13 protein-coding genes are annotated in these 17,406 nt (G+C 60.8%); 5 read left to right on the top strand and 8 right to left on the bottom strand.

Going from position 1 to position 17,406, the window contains the following annotated elements; all coding sequences use genetic code 11:
* A complete protein-coding gene (gene recG / locus ACIQUH_RS15565; protein WP_400816617.1) occupies nucleotides 1-2,106 on the bottom strand; it encodes an ATP-dependent DNA helicase RecG in 2,106 nt (701 codons plus the stop codon).
* A 420-nt stretch (nucleotides 2,107-2,526) separates the two neighbouring features.
* Here recG and ACIQUH_RS15560 point away from each other — a divergent pair, with 420 nt between their 5' ends.
* The 3 genes from ACIQUH_RS15560 to ACIQUH_RS15550 all read left to right on the top strand — a co-directional run bounded on the left by ACIQUH_RS15560 (nucleotide 2,527) and on the right by ACIQUH_RS15550 (nucleotide 7,148).
* A complete protein-coding gene (locus ACIQUH_RS15560; RefSeq protein ID WP_077982075.1) occupies nucleotides 2,527-2,838 on the top strand; it encodes a succinate dehydrogenase assembly factor 2 in 312 nt (103 codons plus the stop codon).
* A 3-nt stretch (nucleotides 2,839-2,841) separates the two neighbouring features.
* Entirely contained in the window at nucleotides 2,842-6,339 is a 3,498-nt protein-coding gene (mfd, locus tag ACIQUH_RS15555) for a transcription-repair coupling factor (RefSeq protein WP_400816614.1), read from the top strand.
* 470 nt (nucleotides 6,340-6,809) lie between these two features.
* Nucleotides 6,810-7,148, top strand: coding sequence for a hypothetical protein (locus ACIQUH_RS15550; RefSeq protein ID WP_400816612.1), 339 nt, complete (start codon nucleotides 6,810-6,812; stop codon nucleotides 7,146-7,148).
* 40 nt (nucleotides 7,149-7,188) lie between these two features.
* Here the strand turns inward: ACIQUH_RS15550 and ACIQUH_RS15545 are convergent, their stop codons facing one another.
* The 3 genes from ACIQUH_RS15545 to ACIQUH_RS15535 are packed head-to-tail and all read right to left on the bottom strand — an operon-like array spanning nucleotide 7,189 to nucleotide 10,940.
* Entirely contained in the window at nucleotides 7,189-8,130 is a 942-nt protein-coding gene (locus tag ACIQUH_RS15545; RefSeq protein WP_400816610.1) for a DMT family transporter, read from the bottom strand.
* A 51-nt stretch (nucleotides 8,131-8,181) separates the two neighbouring features.
* Nucleotides 8,182-8,850: a DsbA family oxidoreductase gene (locus tag ACIQUH_RS15540; RefSeq protein WP_400816608.1), complete on the bottom strand. Its 669-nt coding sequence runs from the start codon at nucleotides 8,848-8,850 to the stop codon at nucleotides 8,182-8,184.
* A 44-nt stretch (nucleotides 8,851-8,894) separates the two neighbouring features.
* Nucleotides 8,895-10,940: an extracellular solute-binding protein gene (locus tag ACIQUH_RS15535; protein ID WP_400816606.1), complete on the bottom strand. Its 2,046-nt coding sequence runs from the start codon at nucleotides 10,938-10,940 to the stop codon at nucleotides 8,895-8,897.
* Between the two features lie 305 nt (nucleotides 10,941-11,245).
* Here ACIQUH_RS15535 and ACIQUH_RS15530 point away from each other — a divergent pair, with 305 nt between their 5' ends.
* Nucleotides 11,246-11,902: an invasion associated locus B family protein gene (locus ACIQUH_RS15530; protein WP_003523420.1), complete on the top strand. Its 657-nt coding sequence runs from the start codon at nucleotides 11,246-11,248 to the stop codon at nucleotides 11,900-11,902.
* 101 nt (nucleotides 11,903-12,003) lie between these two features.
* Here ACIQUH_RS15530 and hspQ read toward each other — a convergent pair whose 3' ends face one another.
* From hspQ to ACIQUH_RS15510, 4 genes are all read right to left on the bottom strand, one after another.
* Nucleotides 12,004-12,333 carry a heat shock protein HspQ gene (gene hspQ, locus ACIQUH_RS15525; RefSeq protein WP_400816603.1) on the bottom strand — a complete coding sequence of 110 codons (330 nt, stop codon included), beginning with the start codon at nucleotides 12,331-12,333 and terminating at the stop codon, nucleotides 12,004-12,006.
* An 83-nt stretch (nucleotides 12,334-12,416) separates the two neighbouring features.
* Nucleotides 12,417-13,343, bottom strand: a complete 927-nt coding sequence (locus ACIQUH_RS15520; protein ID WP_400816601.1) for a DMT family transporter — start codon at nucleotides 13,341-13,343, stop codon at nucleotides 12,417-12,419.
* Nucleotides 13,344-13,442: 99 nt separating this feature from the next.
* Nucleotides 13,443-14,852 (bottom strand): type I glutamate--ammonia ligase, encoded by a 1,410-nt coding sequence (glnA, locus tag ACIQUH_RS15515; protein WP_003523416.1) that lies wholly within the window; start codon nucleotides 14,850-14,852, stop codon nucleotides 13,443-13,445.
* 71 nt (nucleotides 14,853-14,923) lie between these two features.
* Nucleotides 14,924-15,262: a P-II family nitrogen regulator gene (locus ACIQUH_RS15510; RefSeq protein WP_003508042.1), complete on the bottom strand. Its 339-nt coding sequence runs from the start codon at nucleotides 15,260-15,262 to the stop codon at nucleotides 14,924-14,926.
* A 358-nt stretch (nucleotides 15,263-15,620) separates the two neighbouring features.
* On the opposite strand from ACIQUH_RS15510, the gene ACIQUH_RS15505 reads away from it, so the two are divergent.
* Nucleotides 15,621-17,096 carry an NAD(P)H-hydrate dehydratase gene (locus tag ACIQUH_RS15505; protein ID WP_400816598.1) on the top strand — a complete coding sequence of 492 codons (1,476 nt, stop codon included), beginning with the start codon at nucleotides 15,621-15,623 and terminating at the stop codon, nucleotides 17,094-17,096.
* Nucleotides 17,097-17,406 lie beyond the last annotated feature (310 nt).

Genomic DNA, 17,406 nt, shown 5'->3' with positions numbered 1-17,406 from the left:
TCAGCCGGCATGCAGGAAGCGGATCGCTTCGTCGCGGCGGTGCAGATAGAGCAGGGTGCGCAGCGCATTGCCGCGCGGGCCTGTGAGTTCCGGGTCGCGCTCGATGACATAGGCCGCGTCCTTGCGGGCGATTTCCAGAAGGTCGGCATGGGCCTCGAGGCTGGCGATGCGGAAGCCGGGCGTGCCGGACTGGCGAGTGCCCAGCAGCTCGCCTTCGCCGCGCAGCTTCAGATCCTCTTCCGCGATCAGGAAGCCGTCCTCGCTGTCGCGCAGGATGGAAAGCCGGGCGCGACCGTTTTCGCTGAGCGGTCCCTTGTAGAGCAGGATGCAGGTGGAGGCCTCATCGCCACGCCCTACGCGGCCGCGCAACTGGTGAAGCTGGGCGAGGCCGAAACGTTCGGCATGTTCGATGACCATGATCGTCGCGTCAGGCACATCGACGCCGACTTCCACCACCGTCGTCGCCACCAGCAGCCGGGTTTCGCCACTCTTGAAGGCGAGCATGGCGGCGTCTTTCTCCGGGCCGCTCATGCGGCCATGAATGAGGCCGATATTGGCGCCGAGCATCTGCGAGAGAACCGCGTGCCGCTCTTCGGCCGACATCAGGTCGGATTCTTCCGTTTCCTCCACCAGCGGGCAGATCCAGTAGGCCTTCTTGCCATCCTTCAGCGCCGCACGCAGCCGCTCGACGATATCGCCGATCCGCTCTGTGGGGATCGTCACCGTCTGGATGGGTTTGCGGCCCGCAGGTTTTTCCGTGAGCTTGGAGACATCCATATCGCCGAAGGCGGCCAGAACCAGCGTGCGCGGAATCGGCGTGGCGGTCATGACCAGCATGTGCGGTGTGATGCCCTTGGCGGTGAGGCGCAGGCGCTGGTGCACGCCGAAACGGTGCTGTTCGTCCACCACGGCCAGCACGAGGTTCCGGTAGGTCACGCTGTCCTGAAACAGTGCATGGGTGCCGATGACGATCTGCGCTTCGCCTGATGCGACGCGCTCCTCGATCTCGCGGCGTTCCTTGCCCTTGGTGCGGCCGGTCAGGACCTCGACGGTGATGCCCGCGGCATTGGCGAGCTTCGAGATGGTGGCGTAATGCTGGCGGGCGAGGATTTCGGTGGGCGCCATCAGCACCGCCTGTCCGCCGGCCTCCACCGCCGTTGCCATGGCCATCAGCGCCACCAGCGTCTTGCCCGCACCGACATCGCCCTGCAGTAGCCGCAACATGCGGTCTTCGCCGGCCATGTCGGTGAGGATATCCTTCACCGCGGCGCTCTGGCTTGCGGTCAGCGAGAAGGGTAGCTGCGAGAGGATTTTTGCGGCGATATCGCCCCTGGCGCGGATCGGCTGGCCCGCCACCTTGCGCAGCCGCTGGCGCACCAATGCGAGTGACAACTGCCCGGCGAGGAATTCGTCATAAGCAAGCCGCCTGCGCGCCGGGGCCTGCGGCTCGATATCGGCGCTGTCGCGCGGATCGTGCAGCTCGCGGAAGCTTGAGGCGACATCGCCGAAACCCTGGCGGGTTTTCAGCGTCTCGTCGATCCATTCCGGAAAGACCGGCAATTTCGACAGCCCGCCTTCGATGGCGCGGCGCAGCACCTTGGGTGATAGCCCAGCGGTCATGGGGTAAACGGCTTCGACCAGCGGCAGGTTCTCCGCCTCTGACAGCTTCACCATGAAATCCGGATGCACCATGGAGGCGCGGCCGTTGAACCAGTCCACCTTGCCGCTGACGAGAACCTCTTCATCGACCGGCAGGGCCTTGGACAGCCAGTCGCCCTTGGCGCGGAAGAAGGTCAGCGCCAGTTCGCCGGTCTCGTCATGCAGGAAGACGCGATAGGGCGCGGAGCGGTTTCCCGGTGGCGGCGGCTGGTGCCGGTCGATGCGTCCCTGAATGGTGACAATGGCGCCGGGGCTGGCCAGCGCAATGCCGGGGCGGTTGCGGCGGTCGATGACGTTGGAGGGCGCATGGAAGAGGAGATCGATAACGCGGGTGTCGTCGGCGCTTTCCCGGCTCAGCAATTTCGCCAGAAGATCGGCGAGCTTCGGCCCCACACCGGCAAGGGTGGAGACGGAGGCAAACAGCGGATCGAGAATGGCCGGGCGCATGGGTCAGCAAAATCAGGGAAGGGGGCGGCTTATGCAAGACTTGGCTGGTCACAAAGGCGGGTTATCACCGGCAGATTTTCATCGCCGTGGCATTATTTCGATAAAAACCGGTTCCCAAGCGTTCGCTTCTTGTTCTATAGGAGGTCACGATAGACGAGGCAAAGATTGAAGGGCGCGCTGCAAGTTCGGAGCCTGCTGTTTTTCACGATGCTCTCCTCTTCCTCATCCCTGTGCTTGTCACAGGGATCCAGTCAGTCCAAGTCCTTGGGCTGAAAAGGACTCCTTTCGCCGCGCAGACGCGCGTCGGCTGGATTCCTGTGACGGGCACAGGAATGAGGGTGGTGGGGATGGACCGGCAGATGAAACCGCAGATGGAACCAATGAATCACGCGCGGCGATCCATATGGGAAGGAAAATGCGATGACTGGACTGGTGCGCACGAGTGCCGACCTCGATCCGAGACGCAGGCGGATTCTTTACCGCTGCTGGCACCGGGGCATTCGCGAGATGGATCTGGTGCTCGGGCAATTCGCGGAAGACAATATTGCCGGGCTTTCCGATGAGCAGCTCGACGAGCTGGAAGTCATCATGGCGGAAGAGGATAACGACCTCGTTAAGATGGTGACGGGCGCCCTTGCCATCCCGGAAAAATTCCAGACACCGCTGTTTGAAAAGATCGCCTCCTACCGTCCCGATTTCGATCTCGTCACCACTGACACCCTGAAAGCCTGAAACATGATAGCCGGATTCGATGCAAAGCTGGTGTCGTCGGCCGATACGCCGCTGACCATCGGAAACGTGCCTTCCGGCATGGAAGCCCTGTTGTTGGCCGACATGGCGCGGGCAGGCACGTCGGTCGCCTATGTGATGTCGGATGGCCAGCGGGTTGCCGATCTCGAACAGATCCTCGGTTTTGTTGCGCCTGATATTCCGGTGATGACGCTGCCGGCCTGGGACTGCCTTCCTTATGACCGCGTGTCACCGAGCGCCGACACCTCGGCGCGCCGGCTGGCGGCGCTTTCCGGCCTCATCGCCCACGCAAAGAAATCGCATCCGGCCATCGTGCTCGTCACCGTCAACGCCATGCTGCAGAAGATGGCGCCGCGCGACATTATCGAGAGCCTCGGTTTTTCGGCCAGACCCGGCAATCAGATTCGCATGGAAGAGATTGCAGCAAGGCTGGAGCGCAACGGTTTCGACCGGGTGGCGACGGTGCGTGAAGTGGGCGAATTCGCCGTGCGCGGCGGCATTCTCGACGTTTTCGTGCCGGGCACGGAAGAGCCGGTGCGGCTCGATTTCTTCGGCGATACGCTGGAGAGCATCCGCACCTTCGATCCGGCCAGCCAGCGCACCATCGGCCAGGCGCGTTCGCTGGATCTGAACCCGATGAGCGAAGTGACGCTGACGCCGGATACGATCAGCCGTTTCCGCAAGAATTACCTGTCGCTGTTCGGTGCTGCGACGCGTGACGATGCGCTTTATCAGGCCGTCTCCGAAGGCCGCCGTTATGCCGGCATGGAGCACTGGCTGCCGCTGTTTTACGAGCAGCTGGAAACCGCCTTTGATTATCTCAAGGGTTTCCGCATCGTCACCGATCACACGGCGCGCGAGGCGGCGAAGGAACGCTCCAAGCTGGTGCTCGATTATTACGACGCTCGGCGGGCTTCCGGCGAGACCAAGGGTTCGACGCAGGGCGCGCCATACAAGCCGGTTTCGCCCGGCCAGCTTTATCTCGATGGCAAGAGTTTCGATGCAGCACTCGCCGCCGTCAACGCGGTTCGGCTGACACCTTTCAACGAACAGGACAGCGAAGGCCGCCCGGTCGCGACGCTGGACGCCCATGTCGGGCCGCGCTGGGCGCGTCCGCCGACCGAAGGCGAGAGCGCCGAGCGGATCAACGTCTTCGATCTGGCGGTGAAGCATATTGCCGAGCGCCGCGCCAAGGGCTGGAAGGTGCTGATAACAGGCTGGTCGGAGGGTTCGCTCGACCGGCTGCTGCAGGTGCTGAACGAACACGGGCTTGAGAAGATCAAACCCGTCACCGCGCTGAAAGAGGTGGAGACGCTCGGCAAGGGCGAGGCCGCCTCGGCGGTGCTGAGCCTCGAAGCGGGTTTCGAGACCGGCAATCTTGCCGTGATCGGCGAGCAGGACATTCTCGGCGACCGCATGGTGCGGCGCTCCAAGCGCCGCAAGCGCGGTGCGGATTTCATCTCGGAAGTGGCGGGGCTGGATGAGGGCTCGCTGGTCGTCCATGCCGAACATGGTATCGGCCGCTTCGTCGGCCTGCGCACCATCGAGGCGGCGGGCGCGCCGCGCGCCTGTCTGGAACTGCATTATGCCGACGATGCCAAGCTGTTCCTGCCGGTTGAAAACATCGATCTTCTGTCCCGTTACGGCTCGGATGCGGCGGAAGCGCAGCTGGACAAGCTTGGCGGCGGCGCATGGCAGATGCGCAAGGCCAAGCTCAAGAAGCGCCTGCTCGATATGGCCGATGAGCTTATCCGCATTGCGGCTGCGCGTCTGGTGCGCCATGCGCCGGTGCTGGCGGCGCCGGATGGGCTTTATGACGAATTCGCTGCCCGTTTCCCCTATGATGAGACGGAAGACCAGCTGAATGCCATCGAGGCCATTCGCGAAGATCTCGGTGCCGGCCGGCCGATGGATCGCCTTATCTGCGGCGATGTCGGTTTCGGCAAGACCGAAGTGGCGCTCCGCGCCGCCTTCCTCGCCGCCATGAATGGCGTGCAGGTGGCAGTGGTGGTGCCGACTACGTTGCTTTCCCGCCAGCATTTCCGCACTTTCTCGGAACGTTTCCGTGGCCTGCCCATCCGGGTGCAGCAGGCTTCGCGCCTTGTCGGCTCCAAGGAACTGACGTTGACGAAAAAGGAAGTGGCGGATGGCAAGACCGATATCGTTGTCGGCACCCATGCGCTGCTTGGCGCGGGCATCAGCTTTGCCAATCTCGGCCTCTTGATCATCGACGAAGAGCAGCATTTCGGCGTGAAGCACAAAGAGCGGCTGAAGGAGCTGAAGAGCGACGTGCATGTGCTGACGCTATCCGCGACGCCCATTCCCCGCACGCTGCAACTGGCCATGACGGGTGTGCGTGAGTTGTCGCTCATCACCACGCCGCCGGTGGACCGCATGGCGGTGCGTACCTTCATTTCGCCGTTCGACCCGCTCGTCATTCGCGAGACGCTGATGCGCGAGCATTATCGCGGCGGCCAGAGTTTTTATGTCTGCCCGCGTCTTGCCGACCTTGCCGATATTCACGCGTTCCTGCAATCGGATGTGCCGGAACTGAAGGTGGCGGTGGCGCATGGCCAGATGCCGGCAGGTGAACTTGAAGACATCATGAATGCCTTCTACGACGGCAAATATGACGTGCTGCTGTCGACCACCATCGTCGAATCCGGCCTCGACGTGCCGACTGCCAATACGCTGATCGTGCACCGGGCCGATATGTTCGGTCTCGCCCAGCTTTACCAGCTGCGCGGCCGCGTCGGCCGGTCCAAGGTGCGCGCCTTCGCGCTCTTCACCCTGCCGGTCAACAAGGTGCTGACAACGACTGCCGAGCGCCGGCTGAAGGTGCTGCAATCGCTCGATACGCTGGGTGCCGGCTTCCAGCTGGCAAGCCACGACCTCGATATTCGCGGTGCGGGCAATCTCTTGGGTGAAGAACAGTCCGGTCACATCAAGGAAGTCGGTTTCGAGCTTTACCAGCAGATGCTGGAAGAGGCGGTGGCCGAGGTGAAGGGTGACGAGCAGGTGCAGGATAGCGGCTGGTCGCCGCAAATCTCCGTCGGTACCTCGGTGATGATCCCGGAAGACTACGTTCCCGATCTGCATCTGCGCATGGGTCTTTATCGCCGTCTCGGCGAGCTTGCCGATATCAGCGAGATCGACGGTTTCGGTGCGGAAATGATCGACCGTTTCGGCCCGCTGCCGAAAGAGGTGCAGCATCTTCTCAAGATCGTCTACATCAAGTCGCTCTGCCGCACGGCCAATGTCGAGAAGCTGGATGCCGGGCCGAAGGGCGTCGTCGTGCAGTTCCGCAACAAGGAATTCCCGAACCCGGCGGCGCTGGTCGGTTACATCGGCAAGCAGGGCTCGATGGCGAAAATCCGTCCTGACCACAGCCTGTTCCTCAATCGCGATCTGCCGACGCCGGAAAAGCGGCTGACGGGTGCGGCGATGATCATGACGCAGCTGGCGGAACTGGCGCGGTCGTAGATCTGAGCTTTCGGGAGCTTGTCCATTTGGCAACTAACCGAAGATGGGTGGGGTTTACCCCCCTCTGCCCTGCCGGGCATCTCCCCCTCAAGGGGGGAGATCGATCTGCGACGAAGTTTCGCCCATCTCAGGGTCAGAGAATGAAGTGGCGGTAGGGCCTCCTGCTGATCTCCCCCCTTGAGGGGGAGATGCCCGGCAGGGCAGAGGGGGGTAAAACCCCACCCACCCTCGATCCGCTATCAATAAATACTTCCCGAAACCCAACACCTAAAACACTCCCGGACAAACGAAAACGGAAGGATCTGCCATCCGTCTGCTCTACCTCACCTCCCGCTCCCAAGGCTCTGCAAACATTACCGGGATGTAATGAAACGGACATGCGGCGGTAGCTTCGGCGGGCGTAGTCTTGTTTTCATGTCCTCTGCTGCGCCCAATATGACGCGCGAGTGGGAAGACGAAGGAGCAAGACGATGTGGACCAACATGAACAGGTTCGTCACCGCAGGTCTGGTTGCTTTGACAATTGCGGGCACCACAATTGCCACCACCGGCCAGGCGGAAGCACGCAACCATTTCGGACACGGGCATGGCGGCGCTGGTATTGCCGCGGGAATTGCCGGCGCAATTATCGGCGGCGCTATCGTCGCCGGGGCGCGGCATTCCTATGGCGGCCCCTATTACGGCGATCCCTTTTATGGTCCGCCGGTTTACGGCCCTCCGGTGATCTATCAGCCGGTATATCCGCGTTGCCATGTCGTCTGGCGGCAGAATGCCTGGGGCGACATGTATCGCGCACGGGTCTGCGACTGAGCCCTGCCGCTCAAGCAGCGATGCAGGAACGCGCCGTTGACTAAAGGGTCCGCGGCGCGTCTTCCGGCGTGATCCCCACGGCCACGTTCTGGTCGGTCGCAGCGATGGAGGCGGGCAGCGGCACTTTCCTCTGCTTTTCGCGGATGAGCGTCAGCAGACCGGAGCCGACGATGAGGGCGATGCCGATCAGCATCCATCCGTCGATGCGGTCACCGAAAATCAGATAACCGAACAGGATGGCCCAGAGCATCTGGCTATATTGCGTCGGGCCGATCATTGCGGCCGGCGCATATTGGGCGGCATACATCACCAATACGTTGCCGAGTGCGCCGAGCAGCCCATAGCCTGCCAGCAGCAGCCATTGTTCGCCGCCTGGCATGACAAAGGTCGGCACCATGGCGATGCCGCTGATGATGAGACAGCCCAGCACGCCGGCGCCATAAAGTGAGACGTTCTTTTCCGAAGGGCCCATGGCGCGGAAGATGACGATGCTGAGCGCGCCGCTGAAGCCGCCGATGATGGCGCCGAGATGGCCGACGCCGAGTTCGCGAAAGCCCGGACGCAGGATGACCAGTACCCCGAGAAAACCGATGATGACCGCCGACCAGCGGCGGATGCCCACCTGTTCTTTCAAAAACACCACCGACATGATGGTGACGAAGGAAGGCAGCAGGAAGATCAGCGCAAAGGCTTCTGCCATGGAAAGATGGGTGAAAGCGGTTACGCTGCCGACGGCACCCGTGCCAGCGGCAAAAAAACGGATGATCCACAAAGGGCGGTTCGTCGTCTTCACCACATCCACCCAGCGATCATTGCGCTTGCGGATGAAGGGCAGGGCGATGAGGCCGAACAGGGCGCCGAAGAAGGCCGATTCGATCGGCGAAATCTGGCCTTCTATGAGTTTAACGCTGGCATCGCTCCAGGCGTAGGCAGCGAAGGCGGCAAAGGCGAGCAGAATGCCTTTCAGGGTCTTGTCGGACACGGAAACACCGGCGAAAAATCGAGTTGCTGAAAACCGTCGGTGATTTGACCGTCAGTTCATCGATCTATGCTCGTCCGTCTTGATTTTTGCAATATCCCGCAGTGCAGCAATCAAGACGTCGGGCGTTTGTGCACCGCTTATGGCGTATTTCTGGTCGATGATGAAAAACGGCACGCCGGCGACACCCATTTGCTGCGCCGCATCAATTTCGGCGATGACCGTGTCCTTGTCCGCATCCGAGGCGAGAAGCCGCGCCACGACCTTGGCGTCCATGCCGGATTTTTCGGCCACATCGGTCAGCACCGTGTGATCGCCGATGTTGCGCCCTTCCTCGAAATTGGCCTTGAACAGACCGGTGACGACCTTCTCCTGCACATCGCGGCCTTCCGAATGCGCCCAGAGCGACAGCCGATGGGCGTCGAGCGTATTCGGCCCGATCTTAATCGCATCGAAATCGTAGTTGATGCCGACTTCCCTGCCGAGCTGCACCAGCGTGGCATGGGCCTGTTCCAGGCGCTCCTTGCCGAGCTTTTCCTCGAGAGCGGCTTTCTGGTCGACGCCTTCAGGCGGATAATCCGGGTTGAGGCGGTAAGGACGCCAGTTCACGTCGACGCTGATTTCGTCCTGCACCTCGGCAATGGCGAGATCGAGCCTTGCCTTGCCGAGATAACACCACGGGCAGACCATATCCGATACGACGTCGATAACGATGCGTTCCATGGTTTTATCTTCCCTTTTTCTGCCGGGGATGGGTGCGGTGCGGTTTATTGCGCCCGCGCGTCCCACCAGGTCTGTTTCTGATTGCCGGATATTGGCGTCATATCCGGGCGGTCGATATATTTCCAGCGGGCCACCCATTGCGCGCCGATGTAATAAAGCGGAATGACGTAGTGGCCGGCGACCAGAAGGCGGTCGTAACCGCGCACCGCGGCCTGAAAATCCTCCGTCGAGCGCGCCTGCAGCAGCGCCTCGATCATGCGGTCTATGTCGGGATTTGCCGCGCCCGCATAGTTGAAGCTGCCCTGCGCATCCCGCGAGAGCGAGCTCCAGCGGTTGAGCTGTTCCATGCCCGGTGAGAGCGAGGAGGGCAGGGAGCGGATGATCATATCATAATCGAAGCTGTTCGAGCGGGCCTGATATTGCCCGTCATCGACCGAGCGGATGCCCATGGCGACGCCGATCAGGTTCAGCGAACGCTGATAGGCAAGCGCGATGCGCTCCTGCGCCGGGTTCTGCGTCATGATTTCGAAGGCGAGCTGACGACCGTTGGCGTCGGACATCCTACCGTTCTTGATGCTGTAGCCAGCCTCTTTCAGCTTGTCGACGGCCATTTTCAGAACTTTGCGGTCCGCGCCGGTGCTATCGGTGGTCGGCATGGCATAGGTTCCCGCCAGCAGTTCCGGCGGCATGGTTTTCGCGGCGTCGCCAAGCAGGGCAAGTTCGCGCTCGTCTGCGGCATTGCCATAGGCGCCGAGCGGGGAGTTCTGCCAGTAACTCTGCGTACGCTTGAAGGAGCCGCCGAGGATGTTCTTGTTCATCCATTCGAAATCAAGCGCATAGGACAGGCCCTCGCGCACCTTTTCGTCGGCGAAGACGGCGCGGCGGGTGTTGAAAACGAGGCCGAACATGCCGGTGGGCAGGCGCGGCTGGAAGACGTCCTTGACGATATCGCCGCGATGGACGGCCGGGAAATTATAGGCCTGCCCCCAGTGGGAGGTATCGGAGGTGCCGTTGATGGCGTCGCCTTCGGGATAAATGTCGATATCGCCCTTCTTGAAGGCCTCGAACATGGTGGTGACCTGAAGGAAATAGGTGACGCTGATCTCGTCGTAATTGTCGAAGCCGACCTTACCGGGAATATCCTTGCCCCAATAATCCGGGTTCCGCTCCCAGATGATTCGTTCGCCCGGCCGCAGGATCTTGATTCGGTATGGACCCGAGCCGACGACTGGCCCCAGCCCGGCTTGCTCGAATTTTTCCGGATCGATCGCATGTTTCGGCAGGATCGGGGTGGAGGAGGCGAGAATGAGCGGCGTTTCGCGGTTCGCCTTGTCATTGAAGGTGAAACGCACGCTGCGATCGCCGATTTTTTCCAGCTTCGCCACGCCGTCCAGACGGGTATTGAAGGGCGGGCGGCCTTTTTCCTTAAGGAGATTGAAGGTGAAGATCACGTCATCTGCGGTCACAGGCTCGCCGTCGGACCATTTTGCCTTCGGGTTGAGGTTGAACTGGACGAAGCTGCGCTCCTCATCCCACTCCGCGGTTTCGGCCAGGAGGCCGTAAAGGCTGAAAGGCTCGTCGCTGGAGCGCAGCATCAGCGGTTCGTAGAGAAGATTGCCGAATTCCGGGTCCCAGACGCCGCGTGCGGTGGTGCGCATTCCCTTGAGCACGAAGGGATTGAGGCTGTCGAAGGTGCCAACGACGCCATAGGAGATGCGGCCGCCTTTCTTCACGTCCGGATTGACATAAGGGAGGTGGCGGAAATCTGCCGGCAGGGCGGGCGTGCCATGCATGGAAATGCCGTGAAGCGGCTGTGCCTGCGATATTCCGGGCAGGAGCACGGCTGCAAAAACTATTGTCAGACCGAATGTGCGGAACAAAGCGCGTGACCGGCGCAGCAGATGCTCCCCCTCATTCCTCTGCCTGTCACAGGAATCCAGCCAGCCCAAGTCCTTGGGCTGAAAGGACTCTCCTCGCCGCGCAGACGCGCGTCGGCTGGATTCCTGTGACAGGCACAGGAATGAGGGAATAACAGATGCGCCGGCATTTGAAGCCGCTTTGACGTGTTTTGTCGTCATAAGGTTGCGCATGTCACTATCCTGTCCAATTGTCCGTCCGATGTGCGTCACGACCCGTTTATCGTCATGATTCTGGCAGATATGTAGCACACGGACATTGCATGACCCATGCGAGGGCGGGAAATCTTGGGTCCGCTCAAGAAAAAGTTAAAGAAGTGCTGGATATCGCCGCGATCGGCATGTAACAGGGGGACCGGAAGAGACGGGTCACGCATTTGCCTCATTTAAACGACAGTTGAACGGGCAGAAGGATACCGCCATCGGCGAACAGGACCTTGCGGTTCTGTTCTGGCAGACATTCAGGAGACGGAACTCTTATGATGCACAAGGCAAACACATTCACCCGGACGGCTCTGTCCGCTCTGGTCCTTTCTCTCGGCGCAATGTCCGCTCCGGCCATCTCGCAGGCGCAGGATGCTGCTCCCGCCGCTCAGGGCGCCGGCGCTCCGCCGCTCGGCTGGTTCAAGACCTGCTCCAAGCAGGAAGACAACGATGTCTGCGTCGTGCAGAACGTGGTTCTTGCCCAGAACGGCCAGATGATCACCGCCGTTGGCCTGATCACCGTTGAAGGCAAGGTCAACCGCAAGCTGCTGCAGGTTTCCGTTCCAACCGCGCGTCTCGTTCCTCCGGGAGTGATGATGCAGATCGATGGCGGCAAAGGCCAGAAGCTCGATTACGCCGTTTGCCTTCCCGACAAGTGCACGGCCGAAGTTCCGCTGACGGACGCCATGATCGCTTCCTTGAAGAAGGGTAGCGAGGTGGTCTTCACCTCCATCAACTTCCGCCGCGCGCCGAACCCCATCAAGATCGCGCTTTCCGGTTTCACCGGCGCCTATGACGGCCCGGCGATCACCCAGTCGCAGCTGGCCGAAAGCCAGCGCAGCCTGCAGGAAGGCATGCAGAAGAAGGCTGAAGAAGCCCGCAAGAAGCTGGAAGCCGCTCAGGACGCCGCCAAGGGCGCGCCGAAGCCCTGATTGCAGCGCAAGCTTCAAAAACAGAAAACCGGTCTGGCGACAGACCGGTTTTTTTATGCCCGTTTCATACCCTGGGAGGGCGGGGAGATGATTGACGGGCGTCAATGCGCCGTCGACATCTTCGGACGCCATTCGCCGTTCGGAGCCTTGTCGAAGATGCGGCCGATATTGGGGTTTCTAAGCGGCGTCGCATTTTCGTCATGGACTAGGTTCTGCTCCGAGACATAGGCGACATATTCCGTCTCCTCGTTTTCGGCGAGAAGATGATAGAAGGGCTGGTCGCGATCCGGCCTGATTTCCGCGGGGATGGCGTTCCACCATTCCTCGGTATTGGCATATTCCGGGTCCACGTCGATCACCACGCCGCGGAACGGAAACACCTTGTGGCGTACGATCTCGCCAAGCGTAAATTTTGCGTTTCTTTGTTTCATGGCATGACTTCCTTTCCCAATATTAGTTGGTGTCGGAATGCGAAATATCAAGACCTGGCGGTCTCCTGCCGGTCTGCCGTCGTTCAGGTTCGGCGTTTTCCGCCGATGGGCGCTGTGGCGAGGATGACGCCGCCGGTGACGAGCACGATGCCGATGGCGTGGTAGGTCTCGAAGGTCTCGCCGAGGAACAGCGTGGCCATGAGGATCGAGACCGGCGGCATCATGTAGAGCGTGACGCCCGCCGTGACGGGGCCGAAGACGCGCACGGTATGGGTGAAGCAATAGAAGGCCAATAGCGAGGCGAACAGGATGATGCCACCGATCTTCGCCCAGGCCGTGCCGGTGGCGGGCAGCAAACCGCCCTGCGCCAGTTCCAGTGCGGCCGGCGGCAGCAGTACGAGCGCGCCGGAAAATGCGATCAGGCCGAAAAGGCTGAAGGAGGCCATCTGCCGCGCCGCCGGATCGCGCAAAAGCAGCGAATAGACTGCAAAGGCGATGGCTGCCGTCAGTATGGCGAAATCGCCAATGTTGAAATTCAGGCGCCAGAGGGCGGACATGTCGCCCTTGAGCACGATGGCCGCCACGCCGGCAAAGGCGATGATCATGCCGGCCACTTCGAGCTTGCGGATCGGGCGGCCCTGAAAGATGCGCTGGAACAGGATGATGAACAGCGACGAGGTGGTGTAGATGAGCGTGCCGTTGGCGGCCGTCGTCATGGTGAGGCCCCAATAGACCACGCCGCCGCAGATGCCCATGCCGAGAATGCCGAGGACGAGCCAGAGCAGCGTTTTGCGCCGCACGAAAGCAAGGCAGTTGCGCCAGTCGGCGATCATGAAGGGGGCGATGATGAGGGTCGATCCGATCCAGCGGATGAAGGCGGCGATGAAAGGCGAGACTTCGCCGACGACGCCACGGCCGAAAATGACATTGCTGGAGAAAAAGAACGGCACCGCCAGAAAGATGAGCCAGTCCGTGAGGCGTGGTTGCTGAGAGGCTGGCTTGTTCGACATGCTTCGCAATGATGGCTGGGCTTCAAAAGAAAACGGCGGTCTTCCCTGGAAAACCGCCGGAATGCAGAGGGACGCCCCGAAGAGCGTCCCGAATGCCGATCAGGCCGAGTAATACATGTCGAATTCGACCGGATGCGGGGTCATTTCGAAACGCATGACTTCCTGCATCTTGAGCTCGATGAACGAGTCGATCTGGTCGTCGTCGAACACGCCGCCGGCGGTCAGGAACTTGCGATCCTTGTCGAGGCTTTCCAGCGCTTCGCGCAGCGAGCCGCAGACGGTCGGGATCTTTTTCAGTTCCTTGGCAGGAAGATCGTAAAGGTCCTTGTCCATCGGCTTGCCGGGGTGGATCTTGTTCTTGATGCCGTCGAGGCCGGCCATCAGCATGGCCGCAAAACCGAGATAGGGGTTCTGGGTCGGATCCGGGAAGCGGACTTCGACGCGCTTTGCCTTCGGGTTGGAGCCGAAGGGAATACGGCACGATGCGGAGCGGTTGCGCGCGGAGTAGGCGAGCAGAACGGGCGCTTCATAACCCGGCACCAGACGCTTGTAGGAGTTGGTGGTGGGGTTGGTGAAGGCGTTGATGGCCTTGGCGTGCTTGATGATGCCGCCGATGTAATAGAGGCAGGTCTCGGAGAGGCCGGCATATTCGTCGCCCGCAAACGTCGGCTTGCCGCCCTTCCAGATCGACTGGTGAACGTGCATACCCGAACCGTTATCGCCGAAGATCGGCTTCGGCATGAAGGTTGCCGTCTTGCCATAGGCATTGGCGACCTGGTGTACGACGTACTTGTAGATCTGCATCTTGTCGGCGCTGGAGACCAGCGTGTCGAACTTCACGCCCAGCTCGTGCTGTGCGGCAGCCACTTCGTGGTGGTGCTTTTCAACAACGACGCCCATTTCGGCCAGAACCGTCAGCATTTCGGAACGCATGTCCTGCAGGCTGTCGATCGGCGGAACGGGGAAATAACCGCCCTTGACGCGCGGACGGTGGCCGAGGTTGCCGGTTTCGTAGTCGGTGTCGTCGTTGGACGGCAGTTCGGACGAGTCGAGCTTGAAGCCCGTATTGTAGGGGTCTGCCTTGTACTTCACGTCGTCGAAGACGAAGAATTCAGGCTCGGGGCCAACGAAAACGGTGTCGCCGATACCCGACGCCTTGAGATAGGCTTCGGCCTTCTTGGCGGTGCCGCGCGGGTCGCGGTTATAGGCTTCGCCCGAGACCGGGTCGAGAATGTCGCAAAGGACGACCAGGGTGGACTGGGCGAAGAACGGGTCGATATGGGCGGTGGCCGGATCGGGCATCAGCACCATGTCTGACTCGTTGATGGCCTTCCAGCCGGCGATCGAGGAGCCGTCGAACATGACGCCATCGGCGAACATGTCTTCGTCCACACAGACAACATCCATGGTGACGTGCTGCAGCTTGCCCTTGGGGTCGGTAAAGCGCAGGTCCACGAACTTGATGTCGTTATCCTTGATCTGCTTCAAGATATCGTTTGCGGTCGTCATTTAAACGTTTTCCTTGAGTGTGATGATGACGAGGTGAAAACCCAAGCCTCCCCGGCTCGGGACGTTCTTGATTATATGGCGTCCACGCCTGTTTCACCGGTACGGATGCGGATGACTTCCTCGATATTGGAAACGAAAATCTTTCCGTCGCCGATACGTCCGGTCTGCGCCGCATTGCGGATCGCCTCGATGACGGCTTCCGCATTCTCATCCGCCAATACGACTTCGACTTTCACTTTCGGCAAAAAGTCCACGACGTACTCTGCACCGCGGTAGAGTTCCGTGTGGCCCTTCTGACGACCAAAGCCTTTTGCTTCCGTGACCGTGATTCCCTGAAGTCCGACTTCCTGAAGGGCTTCCTTCACTTCATCGAGCTTGAAAGGCTTAATGATCGCTTCGATCTTTTTCATGAGAAAATATCTCTCCGCTTCTCCCGTTAAAGCAGGTAACTCCCGCTCTGCCACAAGAATGCACGTATTGTGCCAGATCGGAAGCGGGCTTGAAGAAAAAACTTCGATCCCCCGGCCTTCCGGCACAAAATGCATTCGGTTTTTACCGTTTTCCAGCGAATTTCTCGCGGAAACCCGAAAAATCCATCAGCATTTCTGTGAATTTGTATTATTTTAGATTTTTTGAATATTTGGAAAGGTGCGAACAAAGAAATGGCTGTTTGTTTATATTTTATGCATTTGTCTATTATTTAGACATGGCGATTTGCTTATTTTTGTATCGATTGCCTTTCCGGCGTTTTGAAGGGATGATCGGGACATGAAATCCCTCCCGCACCTCTTCCTGATCGATCCTGTTGCCATGGCCCGCATCGACGCGGCGGCCGGGCAATCCGGCATTCCTCTTTATGACCTGATGGAGCGGGCGGGGCAGGCGGTTGCCGCCTCGGCGCTGCGTCACCATCCGCAGGCGCAGCGTTTCGTCGTGCTCTGCGGCGGCGGCAATAATGGCGGCGATGGTTATGTGGCGGCGCGGGCGCTTTTGCAGAGCGGAGCGGTTGTCGCGGTTCATCGTCTCGGCGATGTCGGCGCGCTCAGGGGCGATGCGCGGACGGCATTCGAGCGGAGCGGCGTGACGCCGCTGCCGCTTGCCGGCTATGCGCCTCTTGTCGGCGATGTGGTGATCGATGCGGTGTTCGGGGCCGGATTGTCCCGCGATGTTCCGCAGGAGCTTGTCCGGGTGATCGAGGCGGTCACGCAGGCGAAGGTGCCGGTTCTCGCCGTCGATCTGCCCTCGGGCCTCTGCGGCAGGCGGGGTGTGCCTCTCGGCGCATCGTTCAGGGCGGAGCGGACGGTGACCTTCATGGCGCGCAAGCCGGGTCATCTGCTGATGCCGGGACGGGAGCTTTGCGGAGCACTCGAGGTGTTCGATATCGGCATTCCGTCCCGCATCCTTGACACCCATGCGGGATGGGTGGCGGAAAATAGCCCGCTGGTCTGGCGCGATGCCTTGCCTCATGCCGATAGGGAAACCCATAAATTCCGTAGAGGGCATCTGACCGTCTTTTCCGGCCCGGCCCATGCGACCGGCGCAAGCCGCATGACGGCGCTTGCGGCACTGAAGGCGGGGGCGGGCATCGTCACCATCGCCGCCCCGAAAGATGCGCTCGACGTGCTGTCCGTCACGCTGACGGCGGTGATGAATGCGCCGATCGACGATGCCGACGATCTGCGGTCGTGGCTGGACGATGGGCGTCATGGCACTTTCGTTCTCGGTCCGGGTTTCGGCGACCTCGAAAAGGCGCGGCACTTCATGTCCCTGCTCGCAGACAAGGCGGTCGTTCTGGATGCCGATGCAATCACCGCTTTCAGGGATCACAAGGAGGTCCTGTTCGAGCGTATTACGTCTGGCACGGGCAAATTCGTGCTGACGCCGCATGAGGGCGAGTTTGCGAGACTGTTTCCCGATCTTGCCGCTGACAAGATGCTGAGCAAGATCGAGAAGGCGCAGGTCGCCTCGGCCCGCAGCGGCGCCGTGCTGGTCTACAAGGGCGCGGATACGGTGATTGCCGCGCCGGATGGCCGGGCGCTGGTCAACACCAATGCTCCCGCGAGCCTTGCGACGGCCGGATCAGGGGATGTGCTGGCCGGTATCATCGGCGCGCTGCTGGCGCAGGGAGCTCCCGCCTTCGAAGCGGCTGCGGCCGGGGTCTGGCTGCATGGCGAGGCCGGCCACCGGGCAGGCGACGGCCTGACGGCGGAGGACCTTGCCCATGCGGTTCGGCCGTTTGGGTGAATTGGTCTGATTTGCTGGCTGCTCGCTGAACCTGCGATCTTACCACAGTTCCATCATCCGCACTTCGTCACCCCGGACTTGATCCGGGGTCCTGTGTATTGCACTTGTGTTATAAGGGTTGCGGGCGGAAGGCCGTCGGGGTCCTGGTCGATTGAGACCGTTTGCTGGCTTTGGCCTCCGCCCGCTCTTGATAATCCCAACCTGAACAGTTGATGGAGGCCGTCACCGCGGACCTCGCAGTACAGGATGAGGCTTGCCATGGTACACCCTGTTTACATCGGATGCGACGTCTCAAAGGCACATCTCGATC

It is taken from the genome of Agrobacterium sp. NPDC090283 (genome assembly GCF_044769685.1).
In the GTDB taxonomy this organism is placed as follows: Bacteria; Pseudomonadota; Alphaproteobacteria; order Rhizobiales; family Rhizobiaceae; genus Agrobacterium.
The sequence above is the reverse complement of the archived record's forward strand: the minus strand, read 5'-3'. Positions and strand labels throughout refer to the sequence as shown.